At 68.0% G+C, this 18,238-nt stretch carries 15 protein-coding genes, 3 tRNA genes and 2 pseudogenes; 14 read left to right on the forward strand and 6 right to left on the reverse strand.

Features of this window, described 5'->3' with window-relative positions; genetic code table 11:
- Positions 1 to 134 precede the first annotated feature (134 nt).
- Positions 135 to 797 carry a translation initiation factor IF-3 gene (gene infC, locus VFA06_RS08795; protein ID WP_324839949.1) on the reverse strand — a complete coding sequence of 221 codons (663 nt, stop codon included), beginning with the start codon at positions 795 to 797 and terminating at the stop codon, positions 135 to 137.
- Positions 798 to 884: 87 nt separating this feature from the next.
- Positions 885 to 2,831 carry a threonine--tRNA ligase gene (gene thrS / locus VFA06_RS08800; RefSeq protein ID WP_324839950.1) on the reverse strand — a complete coding sequence of 649 codons (1,947 nt, stop codon included), beginning with the start codon at positions 2,829 to 2,831 and terminating at the stop codon, positions 885 to 887.
- A gap of 156 nt (positions 2,832 to 2,987) precedes the next feature.
- On the opposite strand from thrS, the gene VFA06_RS08805 reads away from it, so the two are divergent.
- The 4 genes from VFA06_RS08805 to VFA06_RS08820 all read left to right on the forward strand — a co-directional run bounded on the left by VFA06_RS08805 (position 2,988) and on the right by VFA06_RS08820 (position 4,521).
- Positions 2,988 to 3,060: transfer RNA gene (locus tag VFA06_RS08805), tRNA-Val, on the forward strand.
- A 38-nt stretch (positions 3,061 to 3,098) separates the two neighbouring features.
- Positions 3,099 to 3,650 carry a hypothetical protein gene (locus VFA06_RS08810; protein ID WP_324839951.1) on the forward strand — a complete coding sequence of 184 codons (552 nt, stop codon included), beginning with the start codon at positions 3,099 to 3,101 and terminating at the stop codon, positions 3,648 to 3,650.
- Between the two features lie 231 nt (positions 3,651 to 3,881).
- Positions 3,882 to 4,298, forward strand: a complete 417-nt coding sequence (mscL, locus tag VFA06_RS08815; RefSeq protein ID WP_324839952.1) for a large conductance mechanosensitive channel protein MscL — start codon at positions 3,882 to 3,884, stop codon at positions 4,296 to 4,298.
- 152 nt (positions 4,299 to 4,450) lie between these two features.
- Positions 4,451 to 4,521, forward strand: a tRNA-Cys gene (locus VFA06_RS08820).
- Positions 4,522 to 4,671: 150 nt separating this feature from the next.
- Here the strand turns inward: VFA06_RS08820 and VFA06_RS08825 are convergent.
- Positions 4,672 to 7,359 carry a hypothetical protein gene (locus tag VFA06_RS08825; RefSeq protein WP_324839953.1) on the reverse strand — a complete coding sequence of 896 codons (2,688 nt, stop codon included), beginning with the start codon at positions 7,357 to 7,359 and terminating at the stop codon, positions 4,672 to 4,674.
- Positions 7,360 to 7,467: 108 nt separating this feature from the next.
- Between VFA06_RS08825 and VFA06_RS08830 the strand changes: the two genes are divergently transcribed.
- Both VFA06_RS08830 and VFA06_RS26200 read left to right on the forward strand, forming a co-directional pair.
- Positions 7,468 to 7,541 (forward strand) — tRNA-Gly (locus VFA06_RS08830).
- 91 nt (positions 7,542 to 7,632) lie between these two features.
- Positions 7,633 to 7,749 (forward strand): annotated as a pseudogene (locus VFA06_RS26200) (transposase); the annotation flags it as partial.
- Between the two features lie 60 nt (positions 7,750 to 7,809).
- On the opposite strand, the gene VFA06_RS26055 reads toward VFA06_RS26200, so the two are convergent.
- Positions 7,810 to 8,160, reverse strand: coding sequence for an IS66 family transposase (locus VFA06_RS26055; RefSeq protein ID WP_414639854.1), 351 nt, complete (start codon positions 8,158 to 8,160; stop codon positions 7,810 to 7,812).
- Here VFA06_RS26055 and VFA06_RS08835 point away from each other — a divergent pair.
- Positions 8,087 to 8,311 carry a hypothetical protein gene (locus tag VFA06_RS08835; RefSeq protein ID WP_324839954.1) on the forward strand — a complete coding sequence of 75 codons (225 nt, stop codon included), beginning with the start codon at positions 8,087 to 8,089 and terminating at the stop codon, positions 8,309 to 8,311. The genes VFA06_RS26055 and VFA06_RS08835 overlap by 74 nt on opposite strands.
- Here VFA06_RS08835 and VFA06_RS08840 read toward each other — a convergent pair.
- Complete coding sequence (locus VFA06_RS08840) at positions 8,280 to 8,717, reverse strand: DUF6444 domain-containing protein (RefSeq protein ID WP_324839955.1); 438 nt, start codon at positions 8,715 to 8,717, stop codon at positions 8,280 to 8,282. The genes VFA06_RS08835 and VFA06_RS08840 overlap by 32 nt on opposite strands.
- Positions 8,718 to 9,187: 470 nt before the next feature.
- Between VFA06_RS08840 and VFA06_RS08845 the strand changes: the two genes are divergently transcribed.
- From VFA06_RS08845 to VFA06_RS08875, 7 genes are all read left to right on the forward strand, one after another.
- A complete protein-coding gene (locus VFA06_RS08845; RefSeq protein WP_324839963.1) occupies positions 9,188 to 9,790 on the forward strand; it encodes a TetR/AcrR family transcriptional regulator in 603 nt (200 codons plus the stop codon).
- A 62-nt stretch (positions 9,791 to 9,852) separates the two neighbouring features.
- Entirely contained in the window at positions 9,853 to 10,584 is a 732-nt protein-coding gene (locus VFA06_RS08850; protein ID WP_324839956.1) for an N-acyl homoserine lactonase family protein, read from the forward strand.
- Positions 10,581 to 12,221, forward strand: coding sequence for a class I adenylate-forming enzyme family protein (locus VFA06_RS08855; RefSeq protein ID WP_324839957.1), 1,641 nt, complete (start codon positions 10,581 to 10,583; stop codon positions 12,219 to 12,221). Before VFA06_RS08850 ends, VFA06_RS08855 begins: the two co-directional genes overlap by 4 nt.
- Positions 12,222 to 12,296: 75 nt before the next feature.
- The gene (locus VFA06_RS08860) at positions 12,297 to 13,796 is read left to right on the forward strand and encodes an APC family permease (RefSeq protein ID WP_324839958.1); all 1,500 of its coding nucleotides are present in this window, start codon (positions 12,297 to 12,299) and stop codon (positions 13,794 to 13,796) included.
- A gap of 54 nt (positions 13,797 to 13,850) precedes the next feature.
- Positions 13,851 to 14,624, forward strand: a complete 774-nt coding sequence (locus VFA06_RS08865) for an enoyl-CoA hydratase/isomerase family protein (protein ID WP_324839959.1) — start codon at positions 13,851 to 13,853, stop codon at positions 14,622 to 14,624.
- Complete coding sequence (locus tag VFA06_RS08870) at positions 14,621 to 15,502, forward strand: amidohydrolase family protein (protein ID WP_324839960.1); 882 nt, start codon at positions 14,621 to 14,623, stop codon at positions 15,500 to 15,502. The genes VFA06_RS08865 and VFA06_RS08870 overlap by 4 nt, the downstream gene beginning before the upstream one ends.
- A gap of 518 nt (positions 15,503 to 16,020) precedes the next feature.
- Positions 16,021 to 17,337, forward strand: a complete 1,317-nt coding sequence (locus VFA06_RS08875; protein ID WP_324839961.1) for an MFS transporter — start codon at positions 16,021 to 16,023, stop codon at positions 17,335 to 17,337.
- A gap of 75 nt (positions 17,338 to 17,412) precedes the next feature.
- Here the strand turns inward: VFA06_RS08875 and VFA06_RS08880 are convergent.
- Positions 17,413 to 18,238: pseudogene (locus VFA06_RS08880) on the reverse strand (hypothetical protein); the annotation flags it as partial.

Below are 18,238 nucleotides of genomic sequence, written 5' to 3' on the forward strand. Positions count from 1 at the left end.
GGCCGGTAGCGCCTCGGAAGAGGTCGGCTGCCGGCAAGCGACCCGACGACCACCATCACACCGCCCGTCACGACCATCAGGACCGAGGATCTCCGCCGCTCACCCGCCCCGCGAACCGATAGCGACCCACGCTCCTAGCGGTTGGCGGCCTGGGCGGGCTCGGCCGCCGGGGCTCCCTGGGGCGGCGCGGCGCCGTTCGCCGAGTCCTGCGTCGAGGCGACCTCCGGCCGCTCGCGCTCGCCGGCCAGCACCGCGCGCGAGGGCGCCAGCAGCATCGTCATGTTCCGCCCGTCCTGGAGGGGCGACTGCTCCACCACGGCGATGTCGGAGAGCTCTTCGGCCAGGCGGTCCAGGAGCGCGGTGCCACGCTCGGGATGGGTCACCTCGCGACCGCGGAACATGATCGTGATCTTGACCTTGTCCCGGCCGAGCAGGAAGCGACGGACGTGCCCCTTCTTTGTGTCGTAGTCGTTCTGGGCGATCTTGGGCCGGAACTTGATCTCGCGGATCGTGATCTGCTGCTGGTGCTTGCGGGCGGCCTTCTGCTTCTGGGCCTGCTCGTACTTGTACTTGGAGTAGTCGAGCACGCGGCAGACCGGCGGCCGCGCGTCGGGGGCGACCTCGACGAGGTCGAGGTCGCGCTGCTGCGCGTAGGCGAGCGCCTCCTCGGTCTTGACCACCCCGATCTGCTTTCCGTCCTCGCCCACCAGCCGGACCTCGGGCACGCGGATCCGGTCGTTGATCCGAGTCAGGTCCCGCTCCGGGGGGCGCCGGTCGAACTTCTTGGGGACCGGCACTAGCTGCGCTGACGTCCTGGGGTCAAGCGGCGCCGGGCCGTGTGTGATGGCTCTGATGGATCAACGGCTCGGAGTATAGCGGCGCGTCTACCCGATCGAGCGGCTTCTCACACGCTCGGCGAGCTCGCCGATCAGCTCCTCCAGCGGCATCGCTCCCCGCTCGCCGCCGTGATGCTCGCGCACCGACACCTGCGGGCGGTCGGGAAGGGACTCGGCCTCGCGATCGCCCACCACGAGCAGGTAGGGGATCTTGCGCAGCTCCGCCTCGCGGATCTTGCGGGCGATCGACTCGCCGCGCCGGTCGAGCTCGGCGCGCAGCCCGCCGGCGCGCAGCCTGCCCACCACCGAGCCCGCGTATTCCAGGTGCCGGTCGGCGATCGGCAGCACGATCGCCTGCACGGGCGCCAGCCACAGCGGCAGCTCCCCGGCGAAGTGCTCGATCAGGATGCCGATGAAGCGCTCGTAGGAGCCCATCAGCGCCCGGTGGATCATCACCGGGCGGTGCTCGGCGTTGTCCGCGCCGGTGTAGGCGAGGTCGAAGCGCTGGGGCATGTTGTAGTCGAGCTGCACGGTTCCGAGCTGCCAGGAGCGGCCGAGCGAGTCGGTCATGTGCATGTCGACCTTCGGCCCGTAGAAGGCGCCGTCGCCCGGGTTGAGGTCGTAGGCGAGCCCCTGTGACTCCAACGCCTCCATCAGCGCCGCCTCGCTACGGTCCCACAGGGCATCGCTGCCCAGGCGCACCTCGGGCCTGGTGGAGAGCTCGAGCCGCACGTCGAGCCCGAAGATCCGGTAGGTGGCGAAGGCGAACTCGATCGCGGCCGCCACCTCGTCCTGGATCTGCTCCTCGGTGCAGAAGATGTGGCTGTCGTCCTGGGCGAAGTGGCGCACGCGCAAGAGCCCGTGGAGGGTGCCGCTCGGCTCGCGGCGGTGCAGGAGCCCCGGCTCCCAGTAGCGGAGCGGCAGGTCCCGGTAGGAGTGGCGCTCAAGCGAGTACAGCTTGCAGTGCCCCGGGCAGTTCATCGGCTTGACCGCCATCTGGCGGTCCTCGTACTCGGTGACGAACATGTTGCCGCCGAACTTGTCCCAGTGGCCCGAGGTCTGCCACAGCGAGCTGTCGTAGATCTGCGGGGTCTTGACCTCCAAATAGCCGCGCTCGCGCCCCATCTCGCGGCTCAGCGAGACGAGCGCGTTGAACACCTCGGTGCCCGCCGGCAGCCAGAACGCGGCTCCCGGGGAGACCTCGGAGAAGGCGAACAGGCCGAGCTGGGGCCCCAGCCGGCGGTGGTCGTTGGCCCGGGCGCGCTCCAGCCGCTCCAGGTGCTGCTCGAGCTCGGACCGGGAGAAGAAGGCCGTTCCATATACACGCGTGAGCATCGGCTGGCTCGAGTCCCCCCGCCAGTAGGCGCCGGCCACCGACTGGAGCTTGAATGCCCTGATCCGCCCGGTGCTGGGGGCGTGCGGGCCGCGGCAGAGGTCGGTGAAGGGGCCGTTGGTGTAGAGGCTGACCGTCTCGACTCCCTGCTCGCGGACCAGGTCCTCGATCAGCCTGACCTTGTAATCCTGGCCCTCGGAGCGGAAGCGCTCCAGCGCCTCCCCCACCGGCACGTCCTGGCGCTCGAACGGCTCATCGGCCTCGATGTGCCGGCGCATCCGCGCCTCGATCGCCTCGAAGTCCGCGTCGCTCAGGCTCACCCCCTCGGGGAAGTCGAAGTCGTAGTAGAAGCCGTCCTCGATCGCCGGGCCGATCGAGATCTTCACCCCCGGATAGAGCTCCATCACCGCCGTGGCGAGCACGTGGGCGCAGTCGTGGCGGATCACGGCGAGCGCCTCCTCGCCGCTGCGGTCGGTCAGCACCTCGATCCGGTGGGGCGCCGCGCCGTCGGGGAGCGGCCGCGCCAGGTCGCGCACCTCCCCGTTCACCTTGATCGCCAGCGCCGCCCGCGCCAGCCCCGGGCCGATGGCGGCCGCGGCGTCGGCCCCGGTGGCGCCGTCGGGGACCTCCAGGCAAGCGCCGTCTGGTAGCTCGAGCTTCATCGTCCGCCGATGCTACGCGGCGCCCGAGGCCCGCGCCCGCTCGCGGGCGCGGGCCCGCTGCTGCCGTCAAGAGTCGCGCTGGGCTGCCGATACCAGGAGCGGGGCCCCTCCGCCTCCCTCCCCATGCCTCACCGCCGCTACATTTTCACCTCTCCCGGGCGATTAGCTCAGCTGGGAGAGCGCCGCCTCGACAAGGCGGAGGTCGCTGGTTCGAGCCCAGCATCGCCCACTGCCGACGTGCCGCGAGATCCAGCGTCTACCGCCCACGTGCCGCGAGATCCACACCATTCGCCCGGCCCGCGCCGGCGCCGCGGGCGGAAGGCCCCACGCTGGCTGGCGCGGCTGGCTTCCGCGGCCGGGCTGGCCTGCGCGCTTGCCTGCGGCGGCGGCCTCGCGGCGGCGCCGGCCGCGGCGGCCCGGCAGGCCGGGCCGGCCGACCTGGCGGTCGCCATCCTCGCCAGCACCCACCGGGCCCACCCCGGGCGCTGGGTCTACTTCACGGTCACGGTCACCAATCACGGCCCCAGCGCGGCGGCCGGCGCCGTCATCACCGTGCTGACCCGCGGCGGCCTGGTCGACCCCAGGCTGGTCTCCGCGCCCCCGGACGCGGTTTCCCCGCATTGGGCGCCCCCGCGGTGCCGGGCGAAGCGGACCCGGCTCACCTGCCGGTACACGCGCTATGAGATTCCCGCCGCGCCCGCGGCGGGGGACACGCTGACGATCGTCGTCAAGGCCCGAACCGGCAGGGCCCGGCACGAGCGGGCGATCGCCGTCGTCCGGGGCGCCGAGGACCCCAACCCTTCCAACAACCGCGCCTGAGCTGGGCGTGGGCGGGGGCCGTGGGGCCGCGGCGGGGCCGCGCGGGGGGGTGGGCGTGGGAAGAAACCGTCGCATACAGACGGTTTCTTCCCACCCACCCAGCGAACGGGTTGCGGAAATGGGCTGCCGACCATCCGCCCGAACCCGGGCTTCGGCGTGACGTGGGCGGCAGGAGGGCCGGGAGGGAGCCCGAATACCGCATCGTTCCGACGCCGAGGAAGGGAGCTGGGTGTGGTGAAGGACTTCAAGGCGTTCCTGCTGCGCGGGAACGTGGTCGACCTGGCGGTCGCGGTGGTTATCGGCGCGGCCTTCGGCGCGCTCATCACCGCCCTCGTCCGCGACCTGCTGACGCCGATCATCACGCTGATCGTCGGCAAGCCCGACTTCTCCAACCTGTCGTTCACGGCGAATTCGAGCCACTTCCGCTACGGCGACTTCATCAACTACCTGATCTCGTTCATCTCGATCGCCGCGGCCGTGTTCTTCTTCGTCGTCCAGCCGGTCAACGCACTGATGCGGCGGCGCAAGACACAGCCCGACGTCGAGTCGGAGACCCGGCCGTGCACCGAGTGCCTGAGCGAGATCCCCCGCCAGGCGCGCCGGTGCGCGTTCTGCACCTCGCCGCAGGAGCCCGAGCCGGCCACATAGGCACCGCACCGCGAGCGCGAAGACGACCGGCTGGCGAGGACGGGCCTCACCTAACGCGTGCATTGCCCTGCTCGCGCGGCTTCCCGGCGACCAGCCGGAGCGCGCTCGCGCCGCCGGATCGCCCCAGGGGCCGGCGCTACGCTTCCAACCGCGGCGACGTGGCGGAGTGGCTACGCAGCGGCCTGCAAAGCCGTCTACACCGGTTCGATTCCGGTCGTCGCCTCTGGGGGAGTCCGAGCGCGCGTGGTCGAGAAGGCGAGATTCGTCCGCCTTCTCGACCAACCCTCCGATCATGTCGGAGATCCGGGAGCTGCGCAGCGGTCTCGAGGAGGGAAAGTCGAGACCGCTGCGCCCTCGCGGGTGCGCTACGGCTTCACTTGCGCCGACGACACCCGGAGGCGTTCACCTTCGTCAGCCTCACGATCCGAGCGCCGTCCTGCGCGATGATTGTCGTCGGCATGTACAGGGGCGTGGCGCATGGCTTCGAGGTGTCCGCCAGGGCGGAGTGTGGGCCCTGCGTCAGCTTGAGCTCGAACGACGAGATCGCGACGTCGGGGATGTTGGCGAACGTGGACTTGATGCTGGCCCCGGCCAGCCTGACCGTCCCCACCAGGTCGAATGTGATGCCGCCGCCCTGGAGCACCACGTCGAGGTCCGGCAGCACGCTTCCGGGGTGCGTGACAAGGTAGGCGTTGCCTCGCATCGGCACCGACAGAAGCGGCGTCGAAGCGGTGGCCACGCCGACGATCGACCCGGCCGGGCAGTTCCCCGGGTTGGCGCTGAACACCGCACCCGAGCAGGCCGAGCGCAGCGTGGAGAGCCTGGGCGAGAACAGCTTCGGCAGGGTGACGGCCACCGATCGGAGATGATCTTGACCTGTTCCCTGCGTGAGCCTGATGTCGAGCAGGGCACCCCGTGCCTTGTTCCGCTTGCCGTTCGTCTTGGCCGACATCTTCGGGCTGAACGGAAGCGAAGCACACCCGCCCGCCTGGAAGCGCGACGGGGCCGTGAACGTGAGACCACCGGTGGAGGTCAGAGTGCCTATGATCGCCATCGGTGCGCAGGAGGTCGGGTTGACCATGAACCCGGACCGGTTGATCGTCACGTCGATCCGGCGGATCCGCAACGGGATTCCGAACAGCATCGTCGGGAACGGATCGCTGGTGACCGTGACGTGCGCGTCGTGCGGATCGATGTTGAGCGCCTGACGCACCACGACGGTGCCGAGGTTGAATGGTCCGGCGATCACCGGCACCACCACCGCGAGACCGTACGGCGCACCCTTGTAGGGTCCGGTGAAGTAGACCGACCCCGGCAGGAAGAACGGGTTGCTGCCCGCACCTGAGCCCACCGCGGCGGTTCCGATCCTGGATGCTGCGGGGCACGTGCCCGCGGCGGCGTTGGCATCGGGGCACGTCGGCACCCCGGCCACCTTGGCGATGAGGCCCGGCGGCAAGGCGACCTTGAGTCCCGAGAGCTCCTGGTCGCTGTCAGAGCGCGAGAAGGTGATGCCAAGGGTGGTGGGAGAGCCGGCCTGGACGTTCGAGACTCCGGACTGGAACGACGGGGCGAACCCGCTTACGCAGCCGGACTTGACCTGGAACGAATCAGACGCGTTGGCAGCCGGCGTCCCACTCCACGGCGTGAATGATCCAGTGGTCGTGAACGTTCCGCATGACTCGGGGGTGACGAGTGCAGCCCTGGGCCCGCTGAAGAAGTTCAGCTTCAGATCGCTGAAGGGCAGCTGTGGATTGTTGGCGAACGTCGTCGTCAGCTGACCGGTGCCGGGATCCGCGTCGATCCTTCCGGCCAGCTTGACCAGGACGCCGTCCGACTGGGCGGCGAGGTAGATCGCCAACGGCGTTCCGAACGGGTTGATCCCCTGCTGGGCGAGGTAGATCGCTCCGGTTAGCGGGTCGCTCTGGATGGGCGAGTCGATCTCGACGGTGCCTATCTTGGAGCCGTCGGGGCAGGTTGGCTGGGCGGTGTTGCCAAGGCCGATCTGAGCAGGTGTGCAGGCGGCCAGGCCATCGGCGGAGGCGGTGTTGACGCCGACTCCGGTCGGGAGTGTCACCACCGCCGTCCGCAGGTCCGGCGTCACCACCCCACTCGGGCTGTCCGGTGCCTGTGGGACGTGTACGTCGATATCCACGCCGGTCGGTGAGTCGGCGACCGATGTGGTCGGTTGGGCGGTCATCGACGGGTTGAACTGGAGCCGCGAGCAGCCGATCATGCCGGGCGTCTGAGCCGTGGCCGTGTCGACCGAGTTCGGCGACTGCCAGGACCAGGCGGTCAGCTTCGCCGTGAGGGCTCCCGCGCACGAGGTCGGCATCGTGAGAAGCGGCGTCATCGGCCCGGAGCTCGAGCACGGTGTCGTGAACCCGGCGCAGACCCGGTTCGCGTCGTGACTCGGATCAGCGGGGACGCCCCAGAGCGTCAGCGAGACACCACTCAACGGGAGCGCCGCCGAAATGTTGTTGACCGAGGTCCGCAGCGCGTATCCACCGTCCGCACTCGTGCCGGTGGGCACAACGCTCACATCGATGAACGAGTTGACGAGGAGGACGTTCGCCCCGAACTGGGCAGGCATCCCGCCCGGCGGCACCATGTTGTAGACCGGCGCGACGAAGCTGAACGCTCCGAAACCGCTGTTGCCCGAGAGGGTCAGCTGCCCCACCTGAGCCGAGCCAGGACACTGATTTTGGTCCAGCTGTTGCACGGTGCACTTGTCGGTGGCGTTGGCGTTCCCCACCAGGCCGGCCGGCAGGTCGACGATCGTGGTCTGGACGTCTTCGTTCGGCAGCCCGGACCCGTGGGTCGCGAACGTGAAGCTGGTGGTCGACTCCCAGGGGTGCGAGCCCGCCTGCGTATCGGGCGTTCCATCCTGATTGATCAGCGAGCTGGTGAAGCTCGTGACACCGAGATCCGCAATGGCCGGACCGGCACCCAGCCAGGACAGCGCGGCCAGCGCCGAGTTCATCGACAGCACCGGACTGCACCTGTTGATCAGGGCGCTCGGCGACGCGCGGATCGACGGGTGGCAGCTCGAGATCGATCCCAACCTTCCACCCCGCGTGATGCGGCTGTTCAAGCTAGTCCATTTCGACCAGCTGATCGGCGGGGCTTCGAGAGGTTCCGGCCGCTCCTAGCGCCGTATAATCGCCCCCGCGCGGCTGTAGCTCAGTTGGCTAGAGCGTCTGCTTGCCATGCAGAAGGTCGAGGGTTCGAGTCCCTTCAGCCGCTTGAACACGGTCGCACCGTACTCACCGACCCCGAAGCGCTCAACGGCTACAACGGGCCGGTCGGCGGCCGCAGCGGGCATCTGGTGCCTTTCATACCGACCTCGAACTCGATCGAGGGCATGCACCGCCAGGTCCGCAAGGCGATCAAGACCCGCGGGCACTTCCCCGACGAGCAGGCCGCCACCAAGCTCATCTACCTGGCGATCCAGCGAGCCGAGAGAGCCCCAAATGGAGATCGGTGCTCGGCTGGACAAGCGCCCTACGAGCGCTCAAGATCCACTTCGGAGACCGAATCCGCGACTGACATGACAACAGTCACCCCGGTCCCAAACACAGAAGAGCGGACAGTCTCCGGCGATCTGCAGGAACGTCGCGCCGGGGGTGCTCGCGGTCCACAACGCCCGTCCCTCACCGCGGGTCCGCCACCCGGTCTCATCGACGTGCACCGCCCCTTGGTCGAGCACCCAGTCCTGTAGCTGGCAGTGCGGGCCGGCCAGCGCGTCGGAGGCGCGCTGGCAGATCGCATCCACCGCGCCGGTCGACAGCGTGACCCCAAACAGATCGCGGGCGAGCTCGCAGATCCCGCGGCGAGAGACCCGATGCCGAGCGGTCAACGTCACGATCGCCGCCTACAACCGGGGACCGAACGCGCTGACGGCGATCTCCTGCGGCAACGAGGCGCTGGTCCGTGCCCGGCAGCGCCGGCAGCGCAAATGGTGCGTGCGATGCTCGGTAAAGATCACGCTGATCGGCGGCAACTCGGCGACCTGATGGCGACCGAACCGCCGCTTGGGCTGCCGCTCCCGGGCGGTGAACGTGCGGCGCACCCGCCACACGCGTGCGGATAGTGATCGACGATCTCATCCACCTGATCCTCCGGCCGCAGCTCACGACCAGCACCCCGATGCCCCATCTGACCGCCAGCCTTGCGCTGCTCGCCCTCCCGGCGCATCAACTCCTTCGCCCTCGCGCGCGCCTCCGCCCGCCGCTGCGCCCGCGTCTTGGGCGGATCCGACGAGGGCGGCTTCGAGCTCGTGCGCGAGTCCTGGCCGGCTTGCGCCTCCAGACGATTCAGCCGCTCCTCGAGCTGCTGCACACGACCAGCAAGCTCAACGATAAACGTGACACACGCCTCCCGGCCGGCGTCATAGATCGCCTCCGCCTCGGCACGATCCATACCCGCAAGATTCGCTACACCAACAAGCAATCCCTCCCCCAAGCCCCGACGGCTGAACGGTTACGGCTTTTTTCATGAGCCGATTCGGTTCGAAGGGCTTCACAGCGTCTTGTCACAGAACTTTGTTCACAGAGACTCCGAGTCCAGGACCCGCAAGCCTGCAGTTCGCGATGCGGAAGGCTGGGCTGGCTGGGTCGTTCGTGCGACCGAGCCTGGCAGTGCGGCGAAGTAGGCGCTCGGCCGACGGGCGCTCCGCCGACCATGAGCGCTGCAACTGAAACGAGCGGCCCTCCAAAGAACGACGTCCAGGCGCTCGATCAAGCAGGGTCAGAGCTCAGGGCGTCTCCGCGTCACGCGATAGCTGCTCGGATCAGAGTGGTCTTGCGTCTTTACCGATCGATTGATAACCTCGCGCCGTTATCGATCGATCGGTAAAGCACCCACGAGGTTCGAATAACACCGAGGCTCGCATTCGGGATGCCGCCTTGCGCCTATTCGCGGCGCGCGGCTATGCGGCCACGGGCATCCGCGATGTCGCGCGAGACGCTGGGATCACCACCGCCGCCCTCTACCACTACATGGGCGGCAAGCAGGACCTCCTGCTGACGATCATGCGCGAGGGCATGCACGGCCTGCTCGAACTCGCGCGGGCGTCGCTCAGGGAGGCAACGACTCCGCCCGAGGAACTCGCTGCTCTCGCGCGCGCCCACATCACCTTCAACGGTCGGAACCTGCTCGAGACCTATGTGGGGGACACGGAGATCCGCTCGCTGGACGACGCGAACCGCGGTCGGCTCGTGAAGCTGCGCGACCAGTACGAGGAGCTTTGGGCGGACGTCATTCGCCGCGGCGTCGAGTCCGGGGACTTTCAGATCAGCGATCAGAAGCTCTTCCGGCTGGCCGCGATCCAGATGGTGAACGGCGTCGCCTACTGGTACCGGCCGAGCGGTGAGCGGTCGCTAACCGCGATTGCGGACGAATTTGCGGATTTCGTTCTGGCGATGGCCGGCTGCCCTACGGCTAAGTCACCAAACCGCAATCGAGCACCGAAGGGCAGAGCAAAGGCAAGCTAAGGGAGGATCGGTTGGGGAGCGTTCGGATCTACGCGTTTCACGGTGGCGGCGAGGTCGCCGATATGTCGGTCTTCGACCCCTTCCACCCGGAGGTGGGGACCAAGGTGGAGATTCCGTACTTCTTCTACCTCGTTCAGCACCCAGACGGGAACGTCCTCTTCGATACCGGCGGGCACCCCTCGCTGGTGAGCGACCCCCGGGCTCGGCTCGGAGACGCGGCCGACGCGTTCGAGGTCACGATGCAGGAAGGAGACGACGTCGTCAGCCAGCTCGCCCGGGCTGGTTTCAGTCCGGACGACGTCGATCACATCGTGCTGTCGCACCTGCATTACGACCATGCCGGCGGTATCGAGTTCTTCCCTCACGCAGAGTTCTACGCGCAGCGACGCGAGCTCGAGTTCGCCCACTGGCCGCCGGTCTACCAGCGCGAGATCTACGTCCGAGCGGACTTCGACCACCCGGTCGCGTGGAACGAACTCGACGGTGAGTTCGACCTCTTCGGTGACGGTCGGGTCGTCATCTTTCCGACGCCGGGGCACACAGCCGGCCACCAGTCGTTGTTGGTCCACCTCGACGGAGAACGGGCGATGGTCCTGGTGGCAGATGCCGCGTACCTCCCACGCAACATCGAACTCAACGTGCTGCCAGGCATCGTATGGTCGCCCGATGCGATGGTCGCGAGCTGGGAGCGCATTCGCGCGCTCAAGCGGCGTTACAACGCCCAGCTCGTCTTCACCCATGACCTGGCCTGGCCAGAAACGACAAGAGTCGCTCCCGAGGCATGGTACGAGTGAGCGAGCAACGGAGGCCTGACGCGCCCGTCGCATGGCAGCCTCTCCGCGAGCAGGCGATAGGGCTGCCCCGCGACGTGGTGACGTTGGTGCGGGAGGCGTGCGAGCGCGAGCCGGAAACCCCGGCGCTCATCTTCGAGGACGGGATCGTCGTCACGCGCGAGCGTTTCCTCCAGCTGGTCGAATCTTTCGCGGGTTATCTCGCACCACGTATTTCGCCCGGTGATCGGATCGCCGTGATGTTGGAGAATCGCACCGAGTTCTTCGTGGCTTGGCTGGCGGCCAATGCCTGCGGCGCCAGCCTCGTATCGATAAACACCTCGGCTGGAGAGCACGATGCCGGTCACATCCTCAATGACTCGGCTGCCGTGCTCGCGGTCGTCGGGCCCGAGCATGAGCCGCTGATCCGGCGAGTGGCGGGACCCGCCCTGCGCGAGCTGGTCGTCGTCAGCGACCAAGAGCCGGACGGGCTTGCGGCCTACACGGGCTCCGGGGAGCCGGTGCCCCTCGCACAATGCGACATCGACCCACAGGCGATCGCGAATGTCTACTACACGTCCGGCACCACCGGACCGCCGAAAGGGTGCACCGTTGATCACCGTTATTGGCTGCGCTTCGTCGAGCTTTACCTGAGCCTCTACGGGCTCGATCGCGGAGATCGCCTTCTGTGCTGTCTTCAGTTCTTCTACAACGATCCGCCGTGGCTCTTCTTGACCTCGTTGCAGGCAGGCACTTCGCTCGTCGTGATGCGGCGATTCAGCGTGTCCCGCTATTGGTCAGTGGTGGTGAAGCACCAGGTGACGCGGCTGTTCGGGCTCGCGGCCATCCCCAGCCTCCTGCTGAAGGCGCCGCCCTCGCCGCTCGAGCGTGAGCATCGCGTCGAGTTCGCCCTCCATGTCGGGATCCCAACCCGACTGCACCAGGAGTTCGTTGAGCGGTGGGGCTTCCCCTGGGTCGAGGGCTACGGCCTCACCGAGTCTGGACTCGTAGTCGCGATGCCGCTCGCCTACGCCGAGGAGATGACCGGCTCGGGCTCGATCGGACTCCCGTGTCCCGGCGTCGAGATCCGCGTGGTCGACGATGACGGCAACGAGGTCGGGACCGACGGGCCCGGTGAGATCCTCATTCGCGCGCCGGGCCTGATGCGCGGATACCTCAACCGTCCCGAGGCGACCGAGGAGACGATGCGCGGCGGCTGGCTGCACACCGGGGACGTCGCACGGCGCGACGAGCACGGATTCCTCTACTTCCTTGGTCGCAAGAAGGACATCATCCGGCGCTCGGGGGAGAACGTCGCCGCGGCCGAGGTCGAGGACGTGCTGCGTGCGCATCCGCAGGTCCTCGAAGCGGCGGTGGTGCCAGTGCCGGACGAGCTTCGCGGCGAGGAGGTAAAGGCATATGTGGCGCTCGTCGAGGACGCGCGCTCGGAGGAGGTGAGCCCGGCCGAGCTCGTCCGTCACTGTCGGGAGCGCTTAGCGAAACACAAAGTACCGCGGTACATCGAGTTCCGAAGTGAACCTTTCCCCCGCACACCGTCAATGCGGGTGAAAAAGAGCGCCTTGGTCGCGGAGGTTGACGACCCGCTGAGAAACGCATGGGACCGCGACCGCGAAATGCCCGACTGGGCGCAAAGAGCGTGATCGACCCATGCGTGATCGAACAGGAGGGAACAACCGATGGAGGTGAGGTCTTCTATGGAGGCGACCAGGGTCGGTATGCCTGAAGTCGAGCGCATCTCCGCACTCCGCGGAGGCTCAACCGGTCTGGGTGGGGCCGTGGTGCAGTCCGCCGCTCTGATCGGGCCAGCCGCTGGAGCGACGGCTGGATTCGTCTTCATCGCAAGCGAGAGCGGCTTTGCCTCTCCGTTCGCGATGGTCGTGTCACTTCTGTTCTCGCTTTGCCTAGCCGTGGTCATCGGCGAGTTTGCGCGCAAGCTGCCGGCGGCTGGCTCCTTTTACAACTACCTCACGCGAGCGTTCGGGCCTAAAGTGGGTTTCGTGACGGGAGTCATGCTGTTCGGCGCCTACATCCTGCTGCTGCCATTTCAGATGTCGTTCTTCAGCAACTTCGTCAGCAACTATCTGGCCGGGCAGGGAGTGCATATCGCGTGGCAATGGTTCGCGGCTGCGCTGATCGTTTTCACGGGCACGCTCACCGTCACCGGCTTGACCCCGTCGCTGCGCGCAGGGCTTGTCTTTCTGGGGTTCGAAATCACGGTCTTCAGCATCATCGCCATCATCATCCTCGTTAATGGGGGCGCGCATGGCCTGACGTTGAAGCCTTTCGATCCTTCCCAGAGCGCGCTGGGATTCTCCGGGATCATCTACGGCCTCGTGTTCGGCATCTTCGCCTTCGTCGGTTTCGAATCCGCGACGACGCTCGCCGAAGAGGCCTTCGAGCCTCGGCGAACGATCCCGCGGGCCGTGCTGGTTACGACCGTTGTGATCGGCCTCTTCTATGTGCTGCTCATCTATAGCGGAGTCGTCGGGTTCGGGCTCACACACCACGGGCTCTCGCAGATGCAGAGCGATGCGACGCCTTTCGACACACTGGCGCGACGGTTCACCGGTCCGGCGCTTGGAACCCTGTCAGTCATCGCCGTGATGTCGAGCTTCATCGCGCTCAACATCGTCACGGTGATCGCCGGGTCGCGGATGATCTATGCGATGGGCCGCGACCGCCTCCTGCCGTCATGGTTCGACCATGTGAACGGGCGCGGCTCGCCGGACCGAGCCATCGTGGCGATCGTCACGGTGTTTCTCGCGATCACCCTGATTCTGGGCTCCGTCTACCACCCGGGAGATCTCGCCTCCTGGGCGGCCTACATCGCTACGCTGTTCTTCATCGCTGCGTATGCGCTGCTGTGCCTCGGCGTGGTCAAGTACTACTGGGACCATCACCGCTCGGAGTTCCATCCTTTGCGGCACGTGATCGTTCCCATTGCGGGTCTCATCGGCGTCGGCATCGTCACCTACGGAAATGTCCATCCGACCCCGCCGTCGCCGCTTCGGTGGTTCATCTGGGCGACGGTAGCGACGATCGTCGCCGCAACCCTCGTCGCCATGTATCTCCAGCGGCGTAATCCGCGGCGTCTGGTAGAGGCGGGTCAGCTGTTTGCCCAGTCGGTCCCGGACGAGGTCGCCCACGCGGAGGTTCCACCGTCGAGGCTCCAGACTTCAGCGATTGGCCCGCAGAGCACCGCGACTGACCAATAACTGGGGCTTTGGCGTGCCGAATGGAATCAGGTCAACGTGCGGAAGGAGGGCGCTATGCCGATCGTGAAACAACTCGAGGGTCCAAGCGCGACGATAACGATCGATCGGCCCGAAGCGCTCAACGCGATGGACTCCAGCATGTATCGCGACATCACCGATGCCCTGCGCGAGATCGACCGCAACCCCGAGATCCTCGTCGGGATCATCACGGGCGCTGGGGGACGCGCATTTTCGACGGGCGCGGACCTCAAGGAGATGCATCTGAACGCAACTGCCGACGGTCGATGGCGTCCCTGGCGGGCTGAGCGCTGGGACCTTGGACTGAGTGTCTCCAAACCGCTGATCGCCGCCATCGACGGCTACGCGCTTGCAGGCGGACTCGAGCTCGCGCTGTTCTGCGACATCAGGCTGGCGACTGGCCGGTCACAGTTCGGCACGCCGGAGATCAAGTGGAATCTCCTCCACGGCTACGGCGCACTCCGGCTGCCAGCGATCGTCGGCATGACGAACGCGATGATGCTGCTTTTGACCGGCGAACTCATCGACGCTGACGAGGCGCTGCGGATTGGCTTGATCAACCGGATCGTCGAGCCCGAAGATCTCATGAGCCAGGCGCGGGCCATCGCGCAATCGATCGCCGACAAGGCGAGCGATGCGGTGCAGATGACGAAGGAGCTCGCGCTCCGAAGCGTTGATGCGCCGTTGGAGCAGAATCTCCGCCTCTACCACGAGTACATGGCCCGGCTCGAGGGTTCCGACGAACAGCTGAGACGGACCGGCGCCTTCGCCTCCAAATCCGCCGTGGGCGAGGCGAGACAGCCAGAGTGACCGAGCGCGTAATCGACTTCCGCGTGAAGCTTCCGACGCGGGATTCCCGCAGCGACCCCCAGCCGGAGGTGCCCGCGGAGTATCTGCACTACGCGGAGGTCTATGACCGCTTCCTCGAGGATCTCGATCTGACGGTCGAGGACTGGCAGGCGGAAGCTGCCGCCCACGGCGTCGGACCGTGCGTGATGCAGGCCGAGGTCGAGTGGGCCGACTATCACGAGCTCAATGATCGGCTCGCCCTCGTTGTCAGGAACCATCCGGACGAGCTCCTCTGCGGCTTCGGCTGTGTCGATCCGCGCGACGTGATGGGGGCCGTCCGAGAGGTCGACCGGGCCATAGGCGAACTTGGCCTGCGAGGGATCGTGTTCGAGCCGGGGTTCCTCGGCATCTCGCCGATCGATCGTCGCTGCTACCCGGTGTACGCAAGATGCGCTCAACTCGGTGTCCCAGTCGGCCTTCACACCGGGATCAACTTCTCCTCCCACGGGCCACTCGAGTTCGAGCGCCCCGTGCTGATCGACCGCATCGCGACCGACTTCCCGGATCTCACCTTGATCTGCCACCACGGCGGATGGCCGTGGCCGCACGAGGCGGCAGCCGTGGCCTGGAAGCACAAGAACGTCTACCTCGAGTTCGGAGCCATCGCGCCGCGGTACCAGGCACCGGGCGCCGGCGGAGGATGGGGAGACATTGCTCACCTGATGGACACGGTTCTGCGCGAGCAGGTGCTGTTCGGAACCGACTGGCCGATGCTCCGCTACGGGAGAGCGCTGGAGGAAATCGACCTGCTCGGGCTGCGTCCCGCCTCCCGTCAGGCGTATCTGCACGGGAACGCCGAGCGGCTGCTCGAGCGCGTTCTCGCAGGGGTCGGGCGATGATCCCCCAGCGCTTCTGGAGAATGTGTCGCGCGGCAGGACTCCATGCGGTTCGCGATCTCCATCCCCCAGTACGCGCGCGATGGCCACTTCGACGCGGAGGCGTTTCGGGCGCATCTGAGGCTCGTCCGTGGTGCAGCCGTGCGGTTCGTCGTGGCGGCAGCGGGCTAGAGGCTTTCCCGTGAAGACGCCGGGCTCCGACGTACCGCTCCCGCCAGGCGGACGAACGTGACAAGGCGGGCGCGCGAGGAGGGCACGTGTCACGCGCTGCCGCTCACAGCCGGCGCAGCGTGGCAAGTGCGCCCGCGGGGCATCCGAATTGTCACGTATTGCCGCCCAGGCGGGGCCGCCTGAGGTCTCCGCGGGCGCCTGAGATCCCGGCGGGCCGCCTGGGCCCCCCGCGGTTTCCCGAGGTCACATCCTGGCCCTCGGGAGACGGGGCCTCGACAGCACATGGGCGAGGGCCGTGCCGGTCGGTCCGGGGCGGGCCCTCGCCGCGGCGTCTCTGCTAGGACAGGCCTGTGGACAGCCGTCGGAGTGCGCGTCGGGCCTGGCTGATGCTGGCGCTGGGCATCGGCGCCTACTCGGCTGCCGTCTTCCAGCGCTCCTCGCTCGGGGTCGCGGCGATCGAGGCGCAGAGGCGCTTCGGGGTGACGCCCGCCGTGCTCAGCCTGTTCAGCGTCCTTCAGCTGCTGGTCTACGCCGCCCTGCAGGTGCCGGTGGGCATGCTGCTCGATCGCCTCGGCTCGCGGCGGCTGATCGCGACCGGCGCGCTGGTGATGGGCACAGGTCAGCTGGTTCTCGCCACCGCGCACCCGGTCGCACTCGCGGTCCTCGGCCGCGTGCTCGTCGGCACTGGCGACGCGATGACGTTCATCAGCGTCCTGCGGCTGATCCCGGTCTGGTTCGCGCCGCGCCGCGTGCCCATCCTGATGCAGGTGACAGGCATCGTCGGCCAAGTCGGGCAGATCGTGGCCGCCTACCCGCTGGTGGCGCTGCTCCAGAGCGCCGGCTGGACGACATCGTTCCTGATCGCGGCGGCGGTGGCGCTCGCGGTCTCGGCGATGGCGATCACCTGGCTGCGTGACGCGCCGCCCGGGGTCGCCGCCGTCGCCGCGGCGGCGAGCGTCAAGGAGGTGCTGGCCCGGCTCGCCCACGCTTGGCGGGAGCCCGGCACGCAGCTCGGGCTGTGGACGCACTTCGTGACCATGTTCTCGGGCGTGGTGTTCGCGCTCCTCTGGGGCTACCCGTTCCTCGTCGTGGGCGAGCATCGCACCCCGGCCGAGGCCGGCGTCCTGCTGAGCCTCCTCGTCCTCGTCGCGATGGGGATCGCGCCGGTGTTCGGCCAGCTCGCCATGCGCTGGCCCTATCGGCGCTCGATCCCTGTGCTGGCGATCATCGGCGCGACCGCCGGCGCCTGGACCCTCGTGCTGCTGTGGCCGGGCCGTGCGCCGCTGGCGGTGCTGGTCGCGCTGGTCGTCGTGCTGGCGTCGAACGGCCCCGGCTCGATGATGGGGTTCGACTACGCGCGCACGGAGAACCGCCCTGACCGAATCGGCTCGGCGAGCGGGATCGTGAACGTCGGCGGCTTCGCCGCGTCGCTGCTGACCATCGCGCTGATCGGGATCGTGCTCGACCTTCAGAGCAGCGGCGGCCCCACCGCATACACGCTCACAGACTTCAAGCTCGCGTTCGCCGTCCAGTACCTCTTCTGGGCGGTTGGCCTGACCGGGTTCCTGCGCAGCCGACGCCGACTGCGCACGGCGCGCGGGGTGCAACTGGACCCGTTTCCCCGCGCCGTGCTGCGCTACTGGCGCAGGACACGCGCGGGCGCGTGAGGAGAGGGCCGGGCGGCCGACGCGAGGCTGGCAACGGGAAGGCGGCGGGCGCCAGCACGCCCGCCGCCTCCTCCGTCAGGCCTTCCCGAAGACGTGCACCCCGCGGGTGATCCCGAACAGGGCGACGGGCTTGGGACGGCCGGCCCTGGCCTTCTTGCCGCGGGTCACCGCCTGGAGGCCGACCGACTGCGCGCGCAGGAACACGACCCTGTAACGCAGCAGCGACCTCGGTAGGCGGAACGTGACCGAGAACCGGCCACGGCTGTTGACCTTGGCTCTCGCGACAATCGGCCCGTGGGCCACGTCGGCGCAGGTGCGGGCGCCACGGATGACGACGCTGCTGCGGGGCGTCGTCAGCGGCCCGATCACCGTGCCGACGAAGGTGATCGTCTCAGCGGAGATGTACTTCGTGACCTTCACCAGCCTGCGCCTGCCGTGGACCCTGCGGCGCTTGAAGGTGGTGACCTTCTCCCTGACGAAGCGGATCTGGATGCGGGTGTTGTACATCCGCCGCGCGAACGGGAGGGCCGCGCTCGTCCTGCCACCGAGCCGCGCCAGATACGCGCCGCGGGCGCGATTGGCGCGCAGCGCCCGCGGCGGCAGCGCCACCGTGGCCCGGAAGGAGTTGTCACCGAGCACCCTGACCCTGCCGAGCACCCGGTGGTTCCACGCCGCGATGATCGTCACGAGCTGTCCGACCGACCCCAGCGGCGCAAACCCGGTGAGCCTAGCCCTGCCACCCCATGCATAAACGTCGGCCAGCGCGAGCGTGCGCGGATTGGTGCACGCGAGCCACACGCCTCCGAGGCCCTTGCCGGCGCTCGCCGAGCCGCCCGACCCGGCGCTGGTCCCGGACACCGAGCCCCCGCCCGAGCCGCCCCCCGATCCCGAGCCGCCCCCC

It is taken from the genome of Actinocrinis sp., from assembly GCF_035653575.1.
GTDB lineage: Bacteria > Actinomycetota > Actinomycetes > Streptomycetales > Catenulisporaceae > Actinocrinis.